Source organism: Acidovorax sp. GW458-11-26-14-TSB4 (assembly GCF_059423865.1).
Genome location: NZ_JBWKYR010000006.1, coordinates 14383 through 33701 on the forward strand (window position 1 = coordinate 14383; position 19319 = coordinate 33701).

The following is a 19319-nucleotide window of genomic DNA, read 5'->3' on the forward strand; positions in this document are numbered from 1 at the left end:
GGCGACAATAGCCCAAGCGAACGAACACAACAACATGACGATGCTGAAGGGGAGAGATGCCGTGATCGAATTTGCAGTCGAAAGCCTGGAAACCCCTGCGCTCACCAAGGCGCAGCTGGCCGATCTCTTGTTCGACCAGATCGGGCTGAACAAGCGCGAGTCCAAGGACATGATCGACGCCTTCTTCGACCTCGTCTCGCAGAGTCTGGTGGAGGGCAACGACGTGAAGTTGTCGGGCTTCGGCAACTTCCAGATCCGCACCAAGGCGCCGCGTCCCGGGCGCAACCCGCGCACCGGCGAGGCCATCCCGATCCAGGCGCGCCGGGTGGTGACCTTCCACGCCAGCAGCAAGCTCAAGGAACAGATCCAGGCCGCGGCCGGATTGTGAATTTTTGCCTGATTGGTGGCTGAATCGGGGCTGGCGGTCTGGCGGTTCCTGCCGGCCTGCAGTACCCTTGCAGGCTTTCCCGTTTGATTGCTGAATCACCCATGGGCACTGTGCTTCCCGCCATTCCTGCCAAGCGCTACTTCACCATCGGTGAGGTCGCGGAGCTGTGCGGCGTGAAGCCGCATGTGCTGCGCTATTGGGAACAGGAATTCACCCAGCTGCGCCCGATGAAGCGGCGCGGCAACCGGCGCTACTACCAGCACCACGAGGTGCTCATGATCCGCCGTATCCGCGACCTGCTGTATGAACAGGGTTTCACCATCAGCGGTGCCCGCAACAAGCTGCAGGAGCTGGCCCTGCCGGCGCGCAGCGAAGTGGGGCAGGGCGATCCCGATGCGCCGTACATCGAACCGCCGAGCATGCTGATCGATGATGCGATTGCGCTGTCCATCGGTTCGTCGGCCTTTGTTTTCGACTCGAATGCAGTGCGCCAGGAATTATTTGAGATTCGAGCCCTACTTTCTCCGAACTAGCCAAATTTGTGCATATAATCTAAGTCTTGTCGGCGTGTAGCGCAGCCTGGTAGCGCACTTGCATGGGGTGCAAGGGGTCGCGAGTTCGAATCCCGCCACGCCGACCATTTTTTTCCGATGAACAACGGGCTATCGCCACAAGCGGTAGCCCGTTTTTCTTTGTGCGCTCGCCTGCGGCAGCCTGGCGATCAGCACACCGGGTGTTGCCGGCCGGCGGCCTTGCCATCGCGTTCTGGTGGTCATGCTTTCCTTCATCCCGGTACCTGCACGGAGCCCTTGGGCAGCCTTGGCCTCGCATGGGTGCTCGCCGCCGGCAGCGCAACCCATTTTTGTTTATGTATCCATGTGTTTCTGGTAAGTTCTGCGACCGCAAGGTCGAAGACTTTTCTTGGCCAGATCACCGTCAAGGTCAACAAGACCACGGCCTTCCATCCCGCGCCGACACCGAGCTCGTGAACGACAGGCTGCGCTAGAGGGCTGCTGCCATGGGTGCTGACGCGGTGGTGCTGGCGCTATGGCGACGTGGGCATTTCGATGATGAGCTGGGGTAGCCTGGAGGGCAAGGGCCGTGCAGTCAAGTTCCTACCTTAAGGTGCTGGGCGGCGCGGCCGCATTGGTCCTCGTGGCGGGTTGTGCCACCCGGGCGCCTGCGCTGCCGCTGGGTGCGGCCATTGGTTCGGCCACGGACCGCAGGCCGCAGTCGCGCTACCAGTTCCGCTACACCGTGCGGCTGGGTGATGGCGAGATGCGCTACGTGGACGAATACACAACCACCCCGTTCCGGCACTCGCCGGGCCTGTGTGTGCGCGTGCCTGAGCTCGTGCAGGTGGGGCAGCACGTCTGCAGCCAGACGCCGGAGTCGGTGCGCCAGCGCTACCTGGCGATGGAGTGGACGCCGCCCGCCGCCGTGGCGGCGCCGGTTGGCGGTCCGCCTGCCGCATCGACAGCCGATGGAGTGCCCGCGCCGGCGACCCCCGCGGACGCTGCTGTACCCAGGTCTGCCAACAATCCCCCTGCCAAGCCGGTGTTGTAGCCGGCGCTGCAGCCGGTGGTTTCGCCCGCGCACCCGAGGAGCGTGGGGTGCCCTGGAGCGGGCCTTTAGCGCCCCAGCCGGGCCAGCGACTGCTGGATGTTGGCAAAAGCCTGGGTGAGCTTGTGGGTGGCGCGCTGCAGCTGCTCGGGCTGGACCTCACTGGTGCGGCGGCACCGCGGGCAGGTGATGCGCGGGTTCAGCTTGAGCCTGCCCAGCCGTTCCTTGACGGTCTGCTGGCAGTGCGGACAGGGCAGTTCGATGCTGGCGTCGTCCAGAACAGCCATGGTAGCCCCTCTCGAAAGATGGTGGGTGTGAACTGGTGGAGGTTGCAGGGCCATTGTGACCGGTTTGTGGGGTGGCTTCAAATCCCGGTGGACCGCGCTGCCCTGCACCGCGGGGAGCCGCACCCGCCCGGGCCGTGCTGGTCAGCTGTCGCGCCGCCGCCGCACCTGCCCGGTGAAAGCCCCTTGCATCGAGGCCGATGGTTACAATAGGTACAGGCTGTGGGATGGCCGTGGGGGTTGCGCACACAGGTGTCGGCATGCCCGGGTGCCGGGTGGTTCGGTGGCATGGTCCAGGCGATGGCAGTCGTGCCCGAGACTGCCTGCAGGACGTTGCGCAGCGCCGATGACCTGCCATTGGCAATGAAAGCCCATTGCCCGTGGTCCTGGGCTTTTTTGTGTGTGCGCATGGCAGGCCTTGGTGCGTGTCCTGTTCAGCCGGGTGGGGTGGGGTGGTGGCCCCGACAACGACAACAAGTGCTCAGTGGGGATTGCATGATCGATGGACTGATTTCGGGCCGCCTGTACGGGGGTCCAGAGCGCCGTCTTGACAAGGTGGGTAAGCCCTACATGGTGGCCAAGGTGCGGGCCCCCAGTGCGGAAGGTGAGATGCTGTTCGTCAACGTCATCGCGTTCGATGACGATGTGTGCATGGCCATGGAGCAATTGCACGACGGGGAGTCCATCTCCGTGGCCGGCTCCATCACGCCCAAGGTCTGGACGGACAAGCAGGGCAACGTGCGCCCGGCGCTCGACATGGTGGCCCACCGGGTGCTGAGTGCGCGCGACGCCTACCAGACGCAGATGAACTGAAGGGGGGAGGGTAGGCGCTGGCTCGCCTGCCGGGTTCATTGAACAGGTTCTTGCGCCTCAGCCAGGCCGGTGCTGCACTGCGGGCGATGGCGCCCGTCCAAAGCCCAGTGCCACCATTTCCTCGTGTGAAAGATACAGCTCGCGCACTTCGGGCTGGCGGTTTTCTATGGAGCGGCGGCGTTCGTGCTTGCCGGGCGGGCCGTCTTCCCGCTGGCGGCGGTCCGTGCCGCTTCTGCGCTCGTGCAGCACGCTCCGGTCCATGGCCGGGGCCTGCAAGGTTGGGGCGAAAGATGGGCTCATGTCTGCTGCAATCGTTGACCGCATCCAGTATGCCCGCACGGTCGGGTCGCATGGCCTCGAAAAGGCCGGCAAACGCCCCCAACTGACGGTTGTTGACGTTTGCCGGTTCGTCGTGGATGCACCACCGCAGGCGGGCATTCCCGTCTTCTGTTCCGGTGCGGCTGCCGGGCTGGCTGTTCAGGCGGCTTTCTCGATGGCCTGCTTGAGCAGGGACAGGCCGAGATCGATCTCCGAGTCGCTGACCGTGAGCGGCGGTGCGATCCGGAAGACGCCGCCCATGCCTGGCAACTGCACGATGTTCATGCTCAGGCCCAGCGCCATGCAGGCGCGGGTGATCGCCGAGCCGAGTTCGGGGGCCACCTGCTTGCCGGTCTTGCTCTTGACGATTTCCACGCCCAGCAGCAGGCCGCGGCCGCGCACGTCGCCGATGCAGTCGAACTCGGCCTGCAGTGAGCGCAGGCCTGCCTCCAGGCGCTGCCCGGCCACCCTGGCGCGCTCCACCAGGCCGTCGCGCGTGACCACCTCCAGCACCTTCAGGCCGACGGCGGCCGGCAGCGGGTCGGAGACATGCGTGGTGTAAAACAGGAAGCCGCGCTCGTGGCAGGTTTCCTCGATCTGGGCAGAGGTCAGCACGGCGGAGAGCGGCAGGCCCGCCCCCAGTGTCTTCGACAGCGTGAGGATGTCCGGGGCCACGCCATCGCGGTTGCAGGCGAACATGAGGCCGGTGCGGCCCACGCCGGTCTGGGCCTCGTCCACGATCAGCAGCATGCCGCGCTCGGTGCATTTCTTTTTCAGGGCTGCCAGGTAGCCGGTCGGCAGATCGATCAGCCCACCGGAGCTGAGGATGGGCTCGGCGATGAAGGCCGCCAGGTTGCCGCTGGACTGCTGGTCGATCAGCTCGAACGCGTAGTCGAGTTCGGCCTGCCAGTCGAAAGCGCCGTTGCGCTCGAAGCGGGGCCGGTAGGGGTAGGGCGCGGGGATGGCGAAGGAGCCCACGGCCGCCGGACCGTAGCCCCTGCGCCCGGCGCTGTAGGTGGCCGAGGCGGCGGCCCCGGTCATGCCGTGCCATGACTGGGCGAAGCTCACGACCTCGTACTTGCCGGTGTACAGCTTGGCCATCTTGATGGCGGCTTCGTTCGCTTCCGCCCCGGTGCTCAGCAGCATGGAGCGGCTCAGGCCCTCGGGCGCGATCTCCGCCAGCCGCGTGGCCAGGTCCACCACCGGGCGGCTGAGCATGCCGCTGAACAGGTGGTCCAGGTTGCGCGCATGCTCGGCCACCACCTGGGCGATCTCCGGGTGGCCATGGCCCAGCAGCGAACTCATCTGGCCCGAGGTGAAGTCGAGGATGGCACGGCCATCGGCGTCGTAGACGAAGCTGCCCTGGGCGCGCTCGATGATCAGGGGCTCGAAGCTGCCGCCATAGCGGATCAGGTGCTTGCGGGCGTTGTCCCAGAACGTGGGGTTGGTGTTGCGTGACATGGGGCCTCTCTGGCGGGGTGGTTTGTCGTCCTGCCAGCTTAGGGACGCGAACCCGGCCCGGGAAGCGAATAATTCTGATGTGCGGCATCAGGGGCGGTGATGGCCGGCCCTTGCGGGTGACGGGCCTTCAGGCCAGCGGGAGGAACCGGTGCACGTGGGCTGCAAACGCCGCAGTGAGCGCGGAGGGCTGGGTGCGGTCGAAGGCCAGCGTGATGCCTACGCTGGGCAGCTCGGGAAGCCCGTGCGCTGGGGTGAGGATCTCCAGGTCGTCCGGCACTGCGGTGCGCGTGAGCACCGTGACGGCCTGCCCGGAGCGGGCCATGCCGACCAGTCCCATGAGGCTGCTGCTGGCATAGGCGATGCGGTAGCTGCGGCCCGCGGCCTTCAGGGCGCGCAGGGGAAGTTGGTGGTCGAGGGCGTCCGGCGCACCCAGGGCCAGGGGCAGGGGGTCCATGGCCGCCAGTGCCGTACCGCGCCGGGCCACCCACACCAGGGGCTCGCTGCGCACCACTTCTTCTTTTTCTCCATCGCCACGGCCCTGTTGCACAGACACCAGCGCCAGGTCGACCGCACGCCTGGCCACCAGCTCCAGCAGCCGGGGCGTCGGGGCGCATGCCACCTCCATCTGCACGCGGGGGTGCAGGCTGGCGAAGCCCTGGAGCAGGTACGGCAGGAACACGGCGGCATAGTCGTCCGGACAGCCCAAGCGCAGCACGCCGGAGATCTGCGTGCCGCGCAGTTCGGCGAGCGCCTCGTCGTGCTTGCGCAGCAACTCGCCCGCGTGCTGCACCAGCCGCTCGCCCGCCGCGGTCAGCGTCACGCCGCGGGCCGTGCGGTGCAGCAGGGGTTGGCCGGCCACGTCTTCCAGCCGCTGCATCTGCATGCTCAGCGCCGACTGTGTGCGCCCGACGCGCGCTGCGGCCTTGCCCAGCACGCCGGTTTCGGCAACGGCGACAAGGCTGCGCAGCAGATCGAGATCGAGGGATTGGCTCACGGTAGGCTCCTCGTGGCATGGTGCCATGCAAAAAGCCCCTGACTCTTGCGAATCAGGGGCTTTGCGTTTGGTGCCGGAGAGATGAATCGAACACCCGACCTTCTCATTACGAATGAGCTGCTCTACCGACTGAGCTACACCGGCGTAAGACTTAGATTATAGCGTGGAATGGTAGCTTGTCACGCGTTCCACTTCATTTTTTGATCCGAGGATCACGCTGACGCGTTCATGCAACTGCGTGGGCACTATGTCCATGATGCGCTCTTTGCCGTTGGTGGCCGCGCCGCCGGCCTGCTCGATCAGCCAGGACATGGGGTTGGCCTCGTACATCAGGCGCAGCTTGCCGGGCTTGTTGGGCTCGCGCTTGTCCCAGGGGTACATGAAGATGCCGCCGCGCGTGAGGATGCGGTGCACGTCGGCCACCATGCTGGCAATCCAGCGCATGTTGAAGTCCTTGCCGCGCGGCCCGTCCTTGCCCTGCAGGCATTCGTCGATGTAGCGCTTCACGGGCTCGTCCCAGTGGCGCATGTTGCTCATGTTGATGGCGAATTCCTTGGTGTCGTCCGGAATGCGCACGTTCTCTTCGGTGAGCACGAAGGAGCCCTGCTCGCGGTCCAGCGTGAACATGGCCACGCCGTCGCCCACGGTCAGCACCAGCGTGGTCTGCGGGCCGTAGATGCAGTAGCCCGCGGCCACCTGGGCGGTGCCGGGCTGCAGGAAGTCGCCGGCCTCGACGCCGCGGTCGTCGTCGGGCTTCTTGAGCACGCTGAAGATGGTGCCGATGCTCACGTTGACGTCGATGTTGCTCGAGCCATCGAGGGGATCGAACAGCAGCAGGTATTCGCCCTGCGGGTAGCGGTTGGGCACCAGGTAGATGCCGTCCATTTCTTCCGAGGCCATGGCCGCCAGGTGGCCGCCCCATTCGTTGGCTTCGATCAGCACCTCGTTGGCGATGATGTCCAGCTTCTTCTGGATCTCGCCCTGCACGTTTTCGCTCGATGCCGAGCCGAGCACGCCGCCCAGGGCGCCCTTGTTGACGGCCTGGCTGATGCTCTTGCACGAGCGCGCCACCACTTCGAGCAGCAGGCGCAGTTGGGAAGGGATGTGCCCGTCGATGCGCTGCTGTTCGACGAGGTAGCGGGTGAGGGATATGCGGGAACTCATCGTTGAATCGTCCTTGGCGGGTTTTGGATTATTTGGATTGCTGCTCGCGCTCGGACAGCTCGGCCAGCGTGGCCTCTGCTTCTTCCAGCAGGTCTTCGTCGCCGCTGGCGCGGGCGATGGCCACCCGCTGCTGGAGCAGGCTGTGCGCCAGGGCGCTGTCGCCGGTCTCATGGGCCAGCACGCCTTGCTGGAACAGGGTGTCCAGCACGATGCCATCGTCCTTGAGGGTCTGGCCCAGGGCCAGCCGCTGCTGCAGGTAGTGCTGTGCCTGGGTAGGGTCACCCAGTTCGTAGGCGTTCTGCGCCAGGTTGTTCACCAGGCCTGCCAGGCGTTGGTCGGTGTCGGAGCCGAATACCTGCCGTGCGTCGGCCAGCAACTGCTGGTTGTGTGCCAGGGCCTCGGCAAAGCGGCCGGCCTCGTGCAGGGCATAGCCGATCTCTTCGCGGATGCCCAGCTTCTGGTCTGCGCTCAGCGTGGCACCCTCCTGCTCGGCCCAGTGGGCCGACTGGCGCAGGTGCTCGATGGCGGTGTCGTACTCTTCGGACTGCAGCGCCGATTCGCCGATGGCGTAGTGCTTCTGGCAGCGGTCCGCCGTGGTGAGGTCGCCCAGTGCCGAGCGGATGGCCAGCGAGCGCAGCCCCAGGGGCAGGCCCTCGTCGTCCATCTGGCGCTTGGAATACACCACGAACTGCAGCCACAGCAACTGGGCCAGCTCGGGCGACTCTGCGCCCAGGCCTTCGGCCAGAGGCCGCAGGGCGGCCAGGTCGGCCGACATGGCCGAGCCGCTGAACATGGCGTCGGCGTCGTACACCGTGTCGAGCAACTGGTTGAAGCGCCGCGCGAACTCCTGCGCGGAATCGGTGAATGCCATGGTGTGTCGCTTGTCGTCAGTCTGCCAGCGCGCGGGTGACCACCTCGCGCACGTCGTTGCTCAGGTCCGGGCGCGTGGCCACGCGGGCAATCGCCTCGCGGGCGGCCGTGCGCCAGGGTTCGGCCAGCTTCTTCCAGCGGTCGAGCGCGCGCGCCAGGCGGGCGGCGACCTGCGGGTTGATGGCGTCGAGCTCGATCACGCGGTCGCTCCAGAACACATAGCCGGCCGCGTCGGTGCGGTGGAAGGCGCCGGGGTTGGCGCTGCAGTAGCTGAAGATCACGCTGCGCGCGCGGTTCGGGTTCTTCAGGCTGAAGTCCGGGTGCTGCATCAGCTGGCGCACGGCGGGCAGCACATTGCCACCCTTGTCGGGCGCGCCGGCCTGCAGGGCGAACCACTTGTCGATGACCAGGGGTTCGTCCTTGAACAGGGCGTGGAAGCGCGCCAGCGCCGGGGCCGCGTGCACGCTGCCGCTGGCCACCAGGGCCGTGAGCGCGTTGAAGCGGTCGGTCATGTTGCTGGCCACCTTGAAGCGCTGGTAGGCCTTGCCGGGCCACACCTCGTCGCCCGTGCGCTGGGCGGCGATGCACAGCATGTGCAATGCCATGCCGCTGAGCGAGCGGCGGCCCGAGGAGACCGGGTCGGGGCTGTAGCCGCCGGTGTCCTGGTTCTGTTCCCACGCCCATTCCCAGTCGGCCTTGAGGGCCAGGGCGAGCTGTTCGCGCATGGCTTCGCGCACGGCGTGGATGCGCTGCGGGTCCACCACGTCGAGCTGCTCGGCGATGTAGGTCTCGGACGGCAGGGTGAGCACCAGTTCCTTGAAGGCCGCATCGAGCACCGGGTTGCGCAGCACGCCGCGCAATGCATCGACCACGGCCGCGGGCAGGATGTCGCCGCTGCTCGGGCCGCTGCCGGTGATTGCGTGGATGGCGGTGCGCAGCGCCAGGCGCTGGCCGGCTTCCCAGCGGTTGAAGGCGTCGGGGTCGTTGGCCAGCAGGGTAAGCAACTGCTCGTCGCTGTAGTCGATGTCCAGCACCACGGGGGCGCTGAAGTCGCGCAGCAGCGAGGGCACGGGCGCGGCATCGAGGCCGGTGAACACCAGGGTTTGGGAGGCCTCGGTCAGCACCACGGTGCGCGATGGCGCGCTGGCGGCGTCCTCGCCCTGCAGTTGCAAGGGCAGGGCGGCGCCGTCGAGCGTGAGCAGGCCCAGGTTGACCGGTATCACGAAGGGCAGCTTTTCGGCCTGGCCCGGCGTGGGCGCGCAGCTTTGCGACAGGGTCAGCGTGTAGCTGCGCGCGGCGGCATCGTAGCTGCCCGTGGCCTTCACGCGCGGCGTGCCGGCCTGGCTGTACCAGCGCTTGAACTGGGGCAGCAGGCGCGCCAGGTCGCTTTGCGGGTTGGCGTCGGCAATGGCCTGGGCGAAGTCGTCGCAGGTCACGGCCTGGCCGTCGTGGCGCTCGAAATACAGCTTCATGCCCTTGGCAAAGCCTTCGCGGCCCACCAGGGTGTGCATCATGCGCACCACCTCGGCACCCTTTTCGTAGATGGTGACGGTGTAGAAGTTGTTGATCTCGATGTAGCTGTCGGGCCGCACCGGATGGGCCATGGGGCCGGCATCCTCGGGGAACTGGGCGGTGCGCAGCACGCGCACGTCCTCGATGCGCTTGACGGCGCGGGCTGAGAGGCTGCCGGCCAGGTCCTGGCTGAACTCCTGGTCGCGAAAGACGGTGAGGCCTTCCTTCAAGCTCAGCTGGAACCAGTCGCGGCAGGTCACGCGGTTGCCGGTCCAGTTGTGGAAGTACTCGTGGCCGACCACGCTCTCGATGTTGGCGAAGTCCACGTCGGTGGCGGTCGATTCGCTGGCCAGCACGTACTTCGTGTTGAAGATGTTCAGGCCCTTGTTCTCCATGGCGCCCATGTTGAAGTCGCTGGTGGCGACGATCATGAAGCGCTCCAGGTCCAGCGGCAGGCCGAAGCGCGCCTCGTCCCAGGCCACGCTGGCCATCAGCGAGTTCATGGCGTGCTCGGTCTTGCCCAGGTCGCCAGGGCGCACGTAGACCTGCAGCAGGTGGTCCGTGCCAGCACGGGCGCGGATCTTCTGCTCGCGCGCCACCAGCTTGCCCGCCACCAGGGCGAACAGGTAGCAGGGCTTCTTGTGCGGGTCCACCCACTTGGCGAAGTGGCGGCCTTCGTCGAGGTCGCCGCTGTCCACGAGGTTGCCGTTGGACAGCAGCACCGGGTACTGGGCCTTGTTGGCGCGCAGGGTGACGGTGTAGCTGGCCATCACGTCCGGGCGGTCCAGGAAGTAGGTGATGCGGCGGAAGCCCTCGGCTTCGCACTGCGTGAAGAAAGTGCCCTGGCTCACGTACAGGCCCATCAGGTGCGTGTTCTTGGCGGGGCAGCAGGTGGTGAAGATCTCGAGCGCGAAGGCATCGGTGCCGGTGGGCAGGTTCTCCAGCACCAGGCGGGTGCCTTCCATCTTGAACGAGGTGCCCTGGCCGTTGACCAGTACACGCGCGAGGTTCAGGTCCTCGCCGTCGAGCTTGAGCGGCTGCTCGGCCACGTCGGGGTTGCGGCGCAGCGTCATGCGGTTGAGCACGCGCGTCTTGGCCGGGTCCAGGTCGAAGGTCAGCTCGACGCTGTCGATCCAGTAGGCGGGGGCGGTGTAGTCCTCGCGGCGGATGGCGGTGGCCGGGCCCGCTCCGCTGGCGTCGGCGTTATGCGATGGCAACATGGATGCGCTCCAGAAAGTCGGTGTTCATGAGTTCGTTGTAGTCGCGCACGGCAGCCAGCACGTGCGGGCCGGCGAGTTCCAGCGCGCTGTGGGTGCTGCACACCGCCACGGCATGCATGCCCGCGCGGCGCGCGGCCTCGATGCCGAAGGGCGCGTCCTCGAAGACGACGCAGCGCTCGGGCGCCACGCCGATGCGGCGTGCCGCTTCGAGGAAGATGGCCGGCTGCGGCTTGCCCGGCAGGCCCTCGTCGCCGCGCACGATGGTCAGCGGCTCGGGTTCCATGGACAGGCGGGCCATGGCGAAGGCCACGTTGTGGATGTCGCCCGCCGTGCCCACCGCCAGCTTGTAGCCCTGCACCGCGGCATGGGCCGCGAAGCGGCGGAAGCCCGCCACCTCGGTGAACGAGGGGCCGAACAGCTCGCGGTAGATGTCTTCCTTCTCGCGCGTGAGGGCATCGGCCTCGGCCTGCTCCACCTCGCGCTGCAGCAGCTCGCGGATGCACTCGGTGCCGTTGCGGCCCGTGGTGCGGGCCATCAGGTCGGGCACGTCGATGGCCATGCCGCGGCGGCGCGCGAACTCCACCCAGGCCTTGGCGTGCCAGGGCATGGAGTCGATCATGGTGCCGTCCATGTCGAAGATGAAGGCTTCGACGGGGATCGCGCTGCGGCCTGGGGCCGTGGTTTCGACAGTGGTGGCGGCTGCTGCGTCGCGCTGCATCACACGCCCTGCTTGAGCGAGGCTTCGATGAAGGCGTCCAGGTCGCCGTCCAGCACCTTCTGCGTGGCCGAGATTTCCACGCCGGTGCGCAGGTCCTTGATGCGGCTGTTGTCCAGCACGTAGCTGCGGATCTGGTGGCCCCAGCCCACGTCGGTCTTGGTGTCCTCGAGCTTTTGCTGCTCTTCCATGCGCTTGCGCATCTCGAAGTCGTACAGCCGGCTGCGCAGGCGCTGCCATGCCACGTCGCGGTTGCTGTGCTGGCTGCGGCCGTCCTGGCACTGCACCACGATACCGGTCGGGATGTGCGTCAGGCGCACGGCTGAGTCGGTCTTGTTGATGTGCTGGCCACCCGCGCCCGATGCGCGGAAGGTGTCGGTGCGCACGTCGGCCGGGTTGATGTTGATCTCGATGGAGTCATCGATCTCGGGGTAGACGAAGAGCGAGGCGAACGAGGTGTGGCGGCCGCCCGAGCTGTCGAACGGGCTCTTGCGTACCAGGCGGTGCACGCCGGTCTCGGTGCGCAGCAGGCCGAAGGCGTACTCGCCCTCGATCTTGATCGTGGCGCTCTTGATGCCAGCCACGTCGCCCGGGGTTTCGTCTTCCACCGTGGTCTTGAAGCCCTTGCGCTCGGCGTACTTGAGGTACTGGCGCAGCAGCATGCTGGCCCAATCGCAGGCCTCGGTGCCGCCGGCGCCGGCCTGGATGTCGACAAAGCAGTTGAGCGGATCGGCCTCGTTGCTGAACATGCGGCGGAACTCCAGTTCCTCGATCAGCGGGCGCAGCTTGGCGGTCTCGGCCTCGATGGTCATGAGGCCAGGCTCGTCGCCTTCCTCCTTGCTCATCTCGTACAGCTCGGCGTTGTCGGCCAGCTCGCGGGTGAGCTTGTCCAGCGTGACGACCACGCTGGACAGGGACTTCTGCTCCTTGCCCAGCTCCTGGGCTTTCTTCGGGTCGTTCCAGACCGCAGGGTCTTCCAGCGAGGCGTTGACGGTTCTCAGGCGTTCGAATTTGGCATCGAAGTCAAAGATACCTCCGTAACTCTGCCGTGCGCAGAGCCAGGTCGTCGAGGGTGGTGCCGATGAGGTTGATGCGTTCTGCGTCCATGATGGTGTCCTGTCGTATGGTTGTTCGGTTCTGTAGGGTGGTCGATGCACCATGGGTGCCCCGCGCATGGCGGTGGCAAGGCCCTGGCAGCCTGGCTGGCGGCGCTGCCTGTCCCGCCCGCACAAGGCCGCATGGGGCGGCGCGAACGCGGGTTCGGCATCTTCCGAATCAACCATTTTCTCACGGACCGGGGGCGGGCCTGGCAAAGCCCCTTGCACCGGTGGAAACCCGACGTTACAGGCCGCTTCAGGACAGGTGTTCTTCGATCAGCCGGGCCACCGCTGCCGGCTGGTCATGGTGCAGCATGTGGGCGGCATCCTGCACCACGGCCGTGCGGCAGTCGCGCACATGGGTCAGGCGCTGGTGGTATTCGGGCAGGGCATAGCGGCCCTTCCACCACTGGCCCAGGCTGTCGTCGCTGGCCTCCACGGCCAGCACCGGGGCCTCGATCTGCGCATACAGGGCCAGGGCCTCGTCCAGCCGGTACAGCTGCGAGCTGGTGATCTTGTGCGCCGGGTCGCCCAGGATCTCCCAGCGGCCAAGTGCATTGGGCTCGGCCCAGTGCTGGGCCAGCCAGTCGGCCTTGTCCTGCGACAGGCGCGGGTTGGTCTTCATGAGGCGCTGGGCCACCCCTTCAACGCCGTCATAGGCCTTGAGGGCCATCTCGCCCTGCTGCAGCTTCTTGATCTCGTCGATCCACTGGGCGTAGCGTTTGGGCGCCTGCTCGGGTTTCGTGGCCGGCATGCCGAAGCCCTCCAGGTTGACCAGCCGGCGGATGCGTCCGGGCCGCACCCCCGCATACATCATGGCGATGTTGCCGCCCATGCTGTGGCCCACCAGGTCCACGGGGCGGTCGCCGACGTAGTGGTCCAGGAGCATGTCCAGGTCGGCCAGGTAGTCGGGAAAGGTGTAGTGGTCGCATGGGGCCGGCAGCTTGCTCAGGCCGAAGCCCCGCCAGTCGGGCGCGATGATGTGCCGGCCCTCGGCAAACGCGGCCGAGAAGGCATCCACCACGAACTGGTAGGAGGCGCCCACGTCCATCCAGCCGTGCACCAGGACCAGCGGGGGCCTGGCCGGGTCCTGGGAGGCCTCGCCCCATTGGCGGACGTGGTACTTGAGGGTGCGGATGGGGACGAACTCGCTGCGCGAGGGGCGGACGGTGGAGTACATGGAGCGCGAAGGGGAGGGATGGACGGGTCTGGCTCCGATGGTACGTCGGCAGCCCGCCTGGCATGGCCGTGGGGGTGTCGCATGGGCGCCTGCCGGCACATGGGTATGGAAATTGCTGCGGTTGATGCACATCAAAGCGGTGCGCCCCGATGCGAGCTGCGTCCCTTCCCACGCGAGGTCTCTGTCCGATGGTTCCCATGTCCGCCCTGTCCCTGGATCTGTCGGCGCTGCAGCAGCGCCCGGTCTTCACGTCGGACCTGCGGGTGGACTCCCACGACCTGGTGGCGCGCGAGTTCTCGGACCATGGGCTGAAATGGTGCGGTGGGCCCGTGGCCACGGCGCTGTCCAAGGTGCGCGTGCGCCAGCTGCAGCTGTTCATGCTGCAATACGGTGCGGAGGTGGAGATCCGCCCGCGCCCCTTCGACGATTTCGTGCTGGTGCACCTCTCGCTCTCGGGCACTGCACAGTTGGTGTCCGATGGCGTGCCCGTGCGCCTGCCGGCCGGTGCCGCTGCGCTGATCGCGCCGCGCCACAACCTGCACATGCACTGGCAGCAGGGCGCGCGCCAGCTCATCCTCAAGGTGCCGTGCAGCCTGCTGCGCGCCTGGGCGCCCGAGTCGCTGGCGGGCGACTCGACCTTCGTGCACCCGCTGCTGCCGCTGAGCGCGGGGCAGGGCCAGCAGTGGCACTTCCTCATGCAATCGCTGCTGCACGTGAGCCAGCAGGCGGTGGAAAGCACGGCGCATGCGCGCTGGGTGGACCACATGGAGAGCAATGTGGCGCTGTTCCTGGCCTCCTGCGCGCAGAGCGTGCCGGTGCCGGCTGCGCCGCTGCTGTCGCTGGGGGCGATGGACATCGACGCCGCGAGCCCCGTTCCGCCAAGCGACATGGGCCGGCTGGACCGGCTCGACGCCTACATGCGCAGCCGCCTGTGCGCACCCGTGGCGCTGGAGGACCTGGCGCGCGCCGCTGGTGTCAGCGTGCGCGGGCTGAATGCACTGTGCCAGCGCCACCACGGCGAATCGCCCATGGCGCTGCTGCGCAACATGCGGCTCGATGCCGTGCGTGCGCGCCTGATGGAGCGCCCCGGCCACTGCGTGACGGATGCGGCGCTGGAGTTCGGCTTTGGCCACCTGGGGCGTTTTTCCAGCTACTACCGCGAGCGCTTTGGCGAGCTGCCGAGCCAGACCGCCGTCAACTGAGCGGGCCACCACCGCACATTTGCAAGAACCGGACAGGCCCGCAGCGCCGCGTGCCGATAGTGGATAGCGGGGCAGGGTGTTGATTTCTAGCATGGAGGCAACCCAATCGAAGAGGTCGCTCCCATGTCTGAAATCCCCGTCGTCGCCGTTGCGCCACCTGCCTCGCTCAAGGCCCAGCGCCAGGTCTTCTTTCCGCAGCCCGATGGCTCCAACGTGCCCTACCGGGTGTTCAGCTCGCAGGAGGTCTACGACCGCGAGCAGGAGCGCATCTTCCGTGGCCCGGTGTGGAGCTTTCTGGGGCTGGAAGCCGAGATCCCGAATGTGGGCGACTTCAAGTCCACCTTTGTCGGCGACACCCCCGTGGTGGTCACGCGCACGGCCGAGGGCCTGGCCTGCTGGGTCAACCGCTGTGCCCACCGCGGCGCCATGGTGTGCCGCGAAAAGCGCGGCAACGCCGCCAGCCACACCTGCGTGTACCACCAGTGGAGCTTTGCCGCCAACGGCGACCTGCAGGGCGTGCCGTTCCGCCGCGGGCAGAAGGGCATGGTCGGCATGCCCAAGGATTTCAAGACCGAGGAACATGGCCTGCAGAAGCTGCGCGTGGACAGCTACAAGGGCCTGCTGTTCGCCACCTTCAGCGACGCGACGCCGCCGCTGCCCGAGTACCTGGGCGAGCAGATGCGGCCGTGGATCGACCGCATCTTCCACAAACCCATCGTCTACCTGGGCTGCACGCGCCAGTACTCCAAGTCGAACTGGAAGCTGTACTTCGAGAACGTGAAGGACCCCTACCACGCCAGCCTGCTGCACCTGTTCCACACCACCTTCAACATCTTCCGCGTGGGGATGAAGGCGCGCTCCATTCCCGATGCGACGCACGGCCTGCACAGCATCATCACCGTGACCAAGCCCGAGGTGGAGACGGACACCGCCGCCGCCTACAGCGCGCAGAACATCCGCTCCATGGACGAGGGCTTCACGCTCGAAGAGCCCACCTTGCTCGGCCAGATCAAGGAGTTCGACGAGATGACCACCAACCACATCCAGCCGATCTTTCCGCAACTGGTGGTGCAGCAGATCCACAACACGCTGGTGGTGCGCCAACTGCTGCCCAAGGGGCCGGGCAACTTCGAGCTGGTGTTCCATTTCTTCGGCTACGCCGACGACACGCCCGAGCTGCGCGAGCTGCGCCTGCTGCAGGCCAACCTGGTGGGGCCGGCGGGCTACATCTCCATGGAGGACACCGAGGCCACCGAGCTGGTGCAGCGCGGCACCGTGCGCGACGGCGACAAGCACTCCTACATCGCCATGGCGCGCGAGGCGCCCGAGCAGATGGACACCGTGATCACCGAGAACCTGATCCGCCGCTTCTGGGTGGGTTACCAGGGACTGATGGGCTACTGAAGGACCGCACGCCATGACCACGATGACCACCCCCACCGCCCCCATCGGCATCAGCCGCCAGGAGCGCCTGCAGCTGTGGACCGAACTGCTGGAACTGCAGCACCGCTACGTGAGCGCGCTGGACAACAACCGGCTCGAAGAGTGGCCCGGTTTCTTCGTCGAAGAGGGCCGCTACGAGATCATCCCCAAGGAGAACTTCGACGCGGGCTTTCCCGCGCCCATCATGTACTGCCGCAATGCCGGCATGCTGCGCGACCGCGTGCTCTCGCTGCGCCACGCCAACATCTTCGAGGACCATGTCTATCGCCACGGCACCTCGGGCCTGGTGATCACCGCGGTGAAGGACGGCGTGGTGCACACCCAGTCGAGCTACGTGGTGGTGATCACCGGCACGGCAGGCGAATCCAGCGTCTACCAGGCCGGCACCTACCTCGACGAGGTGGTGCAGCACCAGGGCGAGTGGCGCTACCGCAGCAAGCGCGTGGTGTACGACACCTCGCGCGTGGCCACCTTGCTCGCCACCCCCATCTGAGGACCCGCACCATGCAGACAACGACCGACAAGGCACTGGAGCAGGGCGCGGTAGCCGCCTGGCACGACGTGGGCGAGCCCGAGGATTTCCCGGACGGCGCCGTCTGGCCCGTGGTGGTGCAGGGGCTGCCCGTGGCGGTGTTCCGCGACGGGGAGGGGCTGTTCGCCCTGTACGACCTGTGCACCCATGGCGCCGCCAAATTGTCCGATGGCTGGGTGGAAGACGGCTGTGTGGAATGCCCCTTGCATCAGGGCACCTTCGACATCCGCACGGGGGCGCCCTGCAAGGCGCCGGTCACCGAAGCGGTGCGCACGTTCCCGGTGCGCGTGGTGGCGGGGCGCGTCGAGGTCGGTCTCTGACGCCCCGACTGCCCAGCCCCCTGGCTCTCTTTTTTGTTGATGGATAAGGATCGAAGATGGCACAACTCTCCCGCACCTCGCTTCGCAACCGCCTGGGCGCAGCCGCCCTGGCCACCCTGGCCGCCTGCGCCAGCTTCACGGCCATGGCGCAGCAGGGCCCCATCAAGGTCGGCATGGCGCTCGACATCTCGGGTCCGTTCTCCGGCCCCGGTGCCGATGCGCGCGACGGCTTCAACCTGGCCATCAAGCAGCTCGCGGGCAAGCTCGGTGGCCAGCCGGTGGAGTTCTTGCAGACCGACATGGCCGGCAGCCCCGACCAGGCCAAGCAGCTGGTGGACCGCTTCGTGCAGCGCGAGAAGATCGACCTGTTCACCGGCCCCATCGCCTCCAACGTGGCGCTGGCCGTGGCGCCCACGCTGTTCGCGGCCAAGGTGCCCTACCTGTCGAACAACGCGGGCCCGAGCCAGCTGGCCGGCGCGCAGTGCAACCCCTACTTCTTCGGCACGGCCTACCAGAACGACCAGTACCACGAGGCCGCCGGCCAGTTCGCGGCCGACCGCGGCTTTGGCCGCATGGTGCTGATCGCCCCCAACTACCCCGCGGGTAAGGATGGCCTCACCGGCTTCAAGCGCAAGTTCAAGGGCACGGTGCTCGACGAGATCTACACCAAGGTCGGCCAGCTCGACTACGCGACCGAGCTGGCGCAGCTGCGTGCCGCCAAGCCCGAGGCGGTGTACTTCTTCCTGCCCGGCGCCATGGGCATCAACTTCATCAAGCAGTTCGTGGGGGCCGGCCTGTCCAAGGACATCATGCTGGTGACCAGCGGCTTCTCGGCCGACGAGGACATCATCGGCGCGGTGGGCGAGCCCATGCTGGGCCTGTTCAACACCTCGCACTGGGCGCATGACCTGGACAACGCACCGAACAAGGCCTTCGTGGCCGCCTTCCGCAAGGAGTACGGCGGGCGTTACCCGTCCATCTACGCCGCACAGGCCTTCGACGTCATCAGCGCCATGGACGCGGCCGTGAAGGCCGTGGGCGGCAAGGTGGGCGACCGCGAGTCCCTGGCCAAGGCCTTGGCCAAGGCGCAGTTCCCCTCGGTGCGCGGCAGCTTCCGCTATGCCAACAACCACTACCCGGTGCAGAACTTCTACCTGCGCACCATCGGCAAGAACGCCGAGGGCCGCGTGACCAACAAGACCATCAAGACGGTGCTGGAGAACTACGGCGACGCTTTCTCCTCGCAATGCCCGCTGAAGTGACCCTGCCTCCACTGCCCTCGCGCATTCCCTGCACACCATGAACTGGATCCTCGTCATCGAGCAATTGCTCAACGGAGCGGGCTACGGGCTCATGCTCTTCCTGATCGCGGCCGGCCTCACGCTGGTCTTCGGGATCATGGACGTGATGAAGCTCTCGCATGGCTCGCTGTTCATGGTGGGCGCCTATGTGGCGGCCACGGTGCATGTGCACAGCGGCTCGTTCGCGGGGGCGGTGCTGGTGGCGATCGCCGCCACCGTGTTCGTGGCCGCGCTGCTGGAGGTAACGCTGATGCGCCGCCTCTACGGCCGCGACCACCTGGCCCAGGTGCTGGCGACCTTCGGCGTGATCCTGGTGGCCGACGACGCGGTGAAGATGGCCTGGGGCCCTTCGCCCGTGATGGCACCCACGCCGGCCCTGCTCGCGGGCCCAGTGGAGCTGTTCGCGGGCCTGCCATACCCCTCGTACCGGCTGGTGGTGCTGGTGGCCGGCGTGGCGGTGGCGGGGCTGTTGTACCTGCTGGTCAACCACAGCCGCGTGGGCATGCTGGTGCGGGCCGGTGCCTCGGACCGGTGGATGGCCGAACTGATGGGCGTGCGCGTCAAGCGCGTGTTCTGCGGCATCTTCGTGCTGGGCGCTGCGCTGGCGGCCCTGGCCGGCGCGCTCATGGGGCCCATCATGGCCGTTCAGGTGGGCATGGGCGAATCCATCCTGATCCCGGCGCTGGTGGTCATCGTCATCGGCGGCATCGGCTCGGTGCGCGGCGCCTTCGTGGCGGCCTTGCTGGTGGGGCTGGTGGACACCATTGGCCGGGCCTTCCTGCCGATCTTGCTGCGCGCCACGCTGCCGCCTTCCGTGGCGGCCGACCTGGGGCCCTTGTTTGCCGAGGTCGCCATGTACGCCCTGATGGCTGCCGTACTGAGCTTTCGCCCTGCGGGGCTGTTTTCTGCCAAGGCCTGAGCATGTCCGCTTCCCTGACTTCG

20 protein-coding genes and 2 tRNA genes are annotated in these 19319 nt (G+C 67.0%); 11 read left to right on the top strand and 11 right to left on the bottom strand.

Annotation, left to right across the window (positions count from 1 at the left end):
* The first annotated feature begins 34 nt into the window (after positions 1-34).
* From AC07X5_RS14300 to AC07X5_RS14315, 4 genes are all read left to right on the top strand, one after another.
* Positions 35-388, top strand: coding sequence for an integration host factor subunit alpha (locus tag AC07X5_RS14300; protein WP_494770700.1), 354 nt, complete (start codon positions 35-37; stop codon positions 386-388).
* Positions 389-489: 101 nt separating this feature from the next.
* The gene (locus AC07X5_RS14305; protein ID WP_409963097.1) at positions 490-921 is read left to right on the top strand and encodes a MerR family transcriptional regulator; all 432 of its coding nucleotides are present in this window, start codon (positions 490-492) and stop codon (positions 919-921) included.
* A 30-nt stretch (positions 922-951) separates the two neighbouring features.
* Positions 952-1028 (top strand) — tRNA-Pro (locus tag AC07X5_RS14310).
* Between the two features lie 461 nt (positions 1029-1489).
* A complete protein-coding gene (locus AC07X5_RS14315) occupies positions 1490-1954 on the top strand; it encodes a hypothetical protein (RefSeq protein ID WP_494770701.1) in 465 nt (154 codons plus the stop codon).
* Positions 1955-2019: 65 nt separating this feature from the next.
* Here the strand turns inward: AC07X5_RS14315 and AC07X5_RS14320 are convergent, their stop codons facing one another.
* Positions 2020-2238 carry a hypothetical protein gene (locus AC07X5_RS14320; RefSeq protein WP_494770702.1) on the bottom strand — a complete coding sequence of 73 codons (219 nt, stop codon included), beginning with the start codon at positions 2236-2238 and terminating at the stop codon, positions 2020-2022.
* Between the two features lie 492 nt (positions 2239-2730).
* Between AC07X5_RS14320 and AC07X5_RS14325 the strand changes: the two genes are divergently transcribed.
* On the top strand, positions 2731-3048 hold the full coding sequence (locus tag AC07X5_RS14325; RefSeq protein WP_409963056.1) for a single-stranded DNA-binding protein: 318 nt from the start codon (positions 2731-2733) through the stop codon (positions 3046-3048).
* A 57-nt stretch (positions 3049-3105) separates the two neighbouring features.
* On the opposite strand, the gene AC07X5_RS14330 is transcribed toward AC07X5_RS14325, so the two are convergent.
* The 10 genes from AC07X5_RS14330 to AC07X5_RS14375 form a co-directional block, all read right to left on the bottom strand.
* Complete coding sequence (locus tag AC07X5_RS14330) at positions 3106-3348, bottom strand: hypothetical protein (RefSeq protein ID WP_494770703.1); 243 nt, start codon at positions 3346-3348, stop codon at positions 3106-3108.
* 177 nt (positions 3349-3525) lie between these two features.
* Positions 3526-4827: an aspartate aminotransferase family protein gene (locus AC07X5_RS14335; protein WP_494770704.1), complete on the bottom strand. Its 1302-nt coding sequence runs from the start codon at positions 4825-4827 to the stop codon at positions 3526-3528.
* A gap of 127 nt (positions 4828-4954) precedes the next feature.
* Positions 4955-5821, bottom strand: a complete 867-nt coding sequence (locus AC07X5_RS14340; protein ID WP_494770705.1) for a LysR family transcriptional regulator — start codon at positions 5819-5821, stop codon at positions 4955-4957.
* A gap of 68 nt (positions 5822-5889) precedes the next feature.
* Positions 5890-5965, bottom strand: a tRNA-Thr gene (locus tag AC07X5_RS14345).
* Between the two features lie 12 nt (positions 5966-5977).
* A complete protein-coding gene (locus AC07X5_RS14350; protein WP_409963048.1) occupies positions 5978-6985 on the bottom strand; it encodes a class 1 fructose-bisphosphatase in 1008 nt (335 codons plus the stop codon).
* Between the two features lie 28 nt (positions 6986-7013).
* Positions 7014-7856, bottom strand: a complete 843-nt coding sequence (locus AC07X5_RS14355; RefSeq protein ID WP_494770706.1) for a tetratricopeptide repeat protein — start codon at positions 7854-7856, stop codon at positions 7014-7016.
* Between the two features lie 16 nt (positions 7857-7872).
* The gene (gene pepN, locus AC07X5_RS14360; RefSeq protein ID WP_494770707.1) at positions 7873-10587 is read right to left on the bottom strand and encodes an aminopeptidase N; all 2715 of its coding nucleotides are present in this window, start codon (positions 10585-10587) and stop codon (positions 7873-7875) included.
* Complete coding sequence (locus AC07X5_RS14365; protein ID WP_494770708.1) at positions 10571-11305, bottom strand: HAD family hydrolase; 735 nt, start codon at positions 11303-11305, stop codon at positions 10571-10573. The genes pepN and AC07X5_RS14365 overlap by 17 nt, the downstream gene beginning before the upstream one ends.
* A protein-coding gene (gene prfB, locus AC07X5_RS14370; RefSeq protein ID WP_184861001.1) for a peptide chain release factor 2 occupies positions 11305-12409 on the bottom strand; the annotation gives its coding sequence in 2 pieces (ribosomal slippage) (positions 11305-12327 and positions 12329-12409; 1104 coding nt in all). The genes AC07X5_RS14365 and prfB overlap by 1 nt, the downstream gene beginning before the upstream one ends.
* Before the next feature lie 246 nt (positions 12410-12655).
* Entirely contained in the window at positions 12656-13579 is a 924-nt protein-coding gene (locus AC07X5_RS14375; protein WP_494770709.1) for an alpha/beta fold hydrolase, read from the bottom strand.
* A 197-nt stretch (positions 13580-13776) separates the two neighbouring features.
* Here AC07X5_RS14375 and AC07X5_RS14380 point away from each other — a divergent pair, with 197 nt between their 5' ends.
* From AC07X5_RS14380 to AC07X5_RS14405, 6 genes are all read left to right on the top strand, one after another.
* Positions 13777-14781 carry an AraC family transcriptional regulator gene (locus AC07X5_RS14380; RefSeq protein ID WP_409963040.1) on the top strand — a complete coding sequence of 335 codons (1005 nt, stop codon included), beginning with the start codon at positions 13777-13779 and terminating at the stop codon, positions 14779-14781.
* Positions 14782-14904: 123 nt separating this feature from the next.
* Positions 14905-16185 carry an anthranilate 1,2-dioxygenase large subunit AndAc gene (gene andAc / locus AC07X5_RS14385; protein ID WP_494770710.1) on the top strand — a complete coding sequence of 427 codons (1281 nt, stop codon included), beginning with the start codon at positions 14905-14907 and terminating at the stop codon, positions 16183-16185.
* A gap of 13 nt (positions 16186-16198) precedes the next feature.
* Complete coding sequence (gene andAd / locus AC07X5_RS14390; protein WP_494770711.1) at positions 16199-16717, top strand: anthranilate 1,2-dioxygenase small subunit AndAd; 519 nt, start codon at positions 16199-16201, stop codon at positions 16715-16717.
* 11 nt (positions 16718-16728) lie between these two features.
* Positions 16729-17076, top strand: a complete 348-nt coding sequence (gene andAb, locus AC07X5_RS14395; protein ID WP_007857444.1) for an anthranilate 1,2-dioxygenase ferredoxin subunit AndAb — start codon at positions 16729-16731, stop codon at positions 17074-17076.
* 56 nt (positions 17077-17132) lie between these two features.
* A complete protein-coding gene (locus AC07X5_RS14400; RefSeq protein WP_494770712.1) occupies positions 17133-18338 on the top strand; it encodes an ABC transporter substrate-binding protein in 1206 nt (401 codons plus the stop codon).
* A gap of 37 nt (positions 18339-18375) precedes the next feature.
* Positions 18376-19296 (top strand): branched-chain amino acid ABC transporter permease, encoded by a 921-nt coding sequence (locus AC07X5_RS14405; RefSeq protein WP_494770713.1) that lies wholly within the window; start codon positions 18376-18378, stop codon positions 19294-19296.
* Positions 19297-19319: the final 23 nt, after the last annotated feature.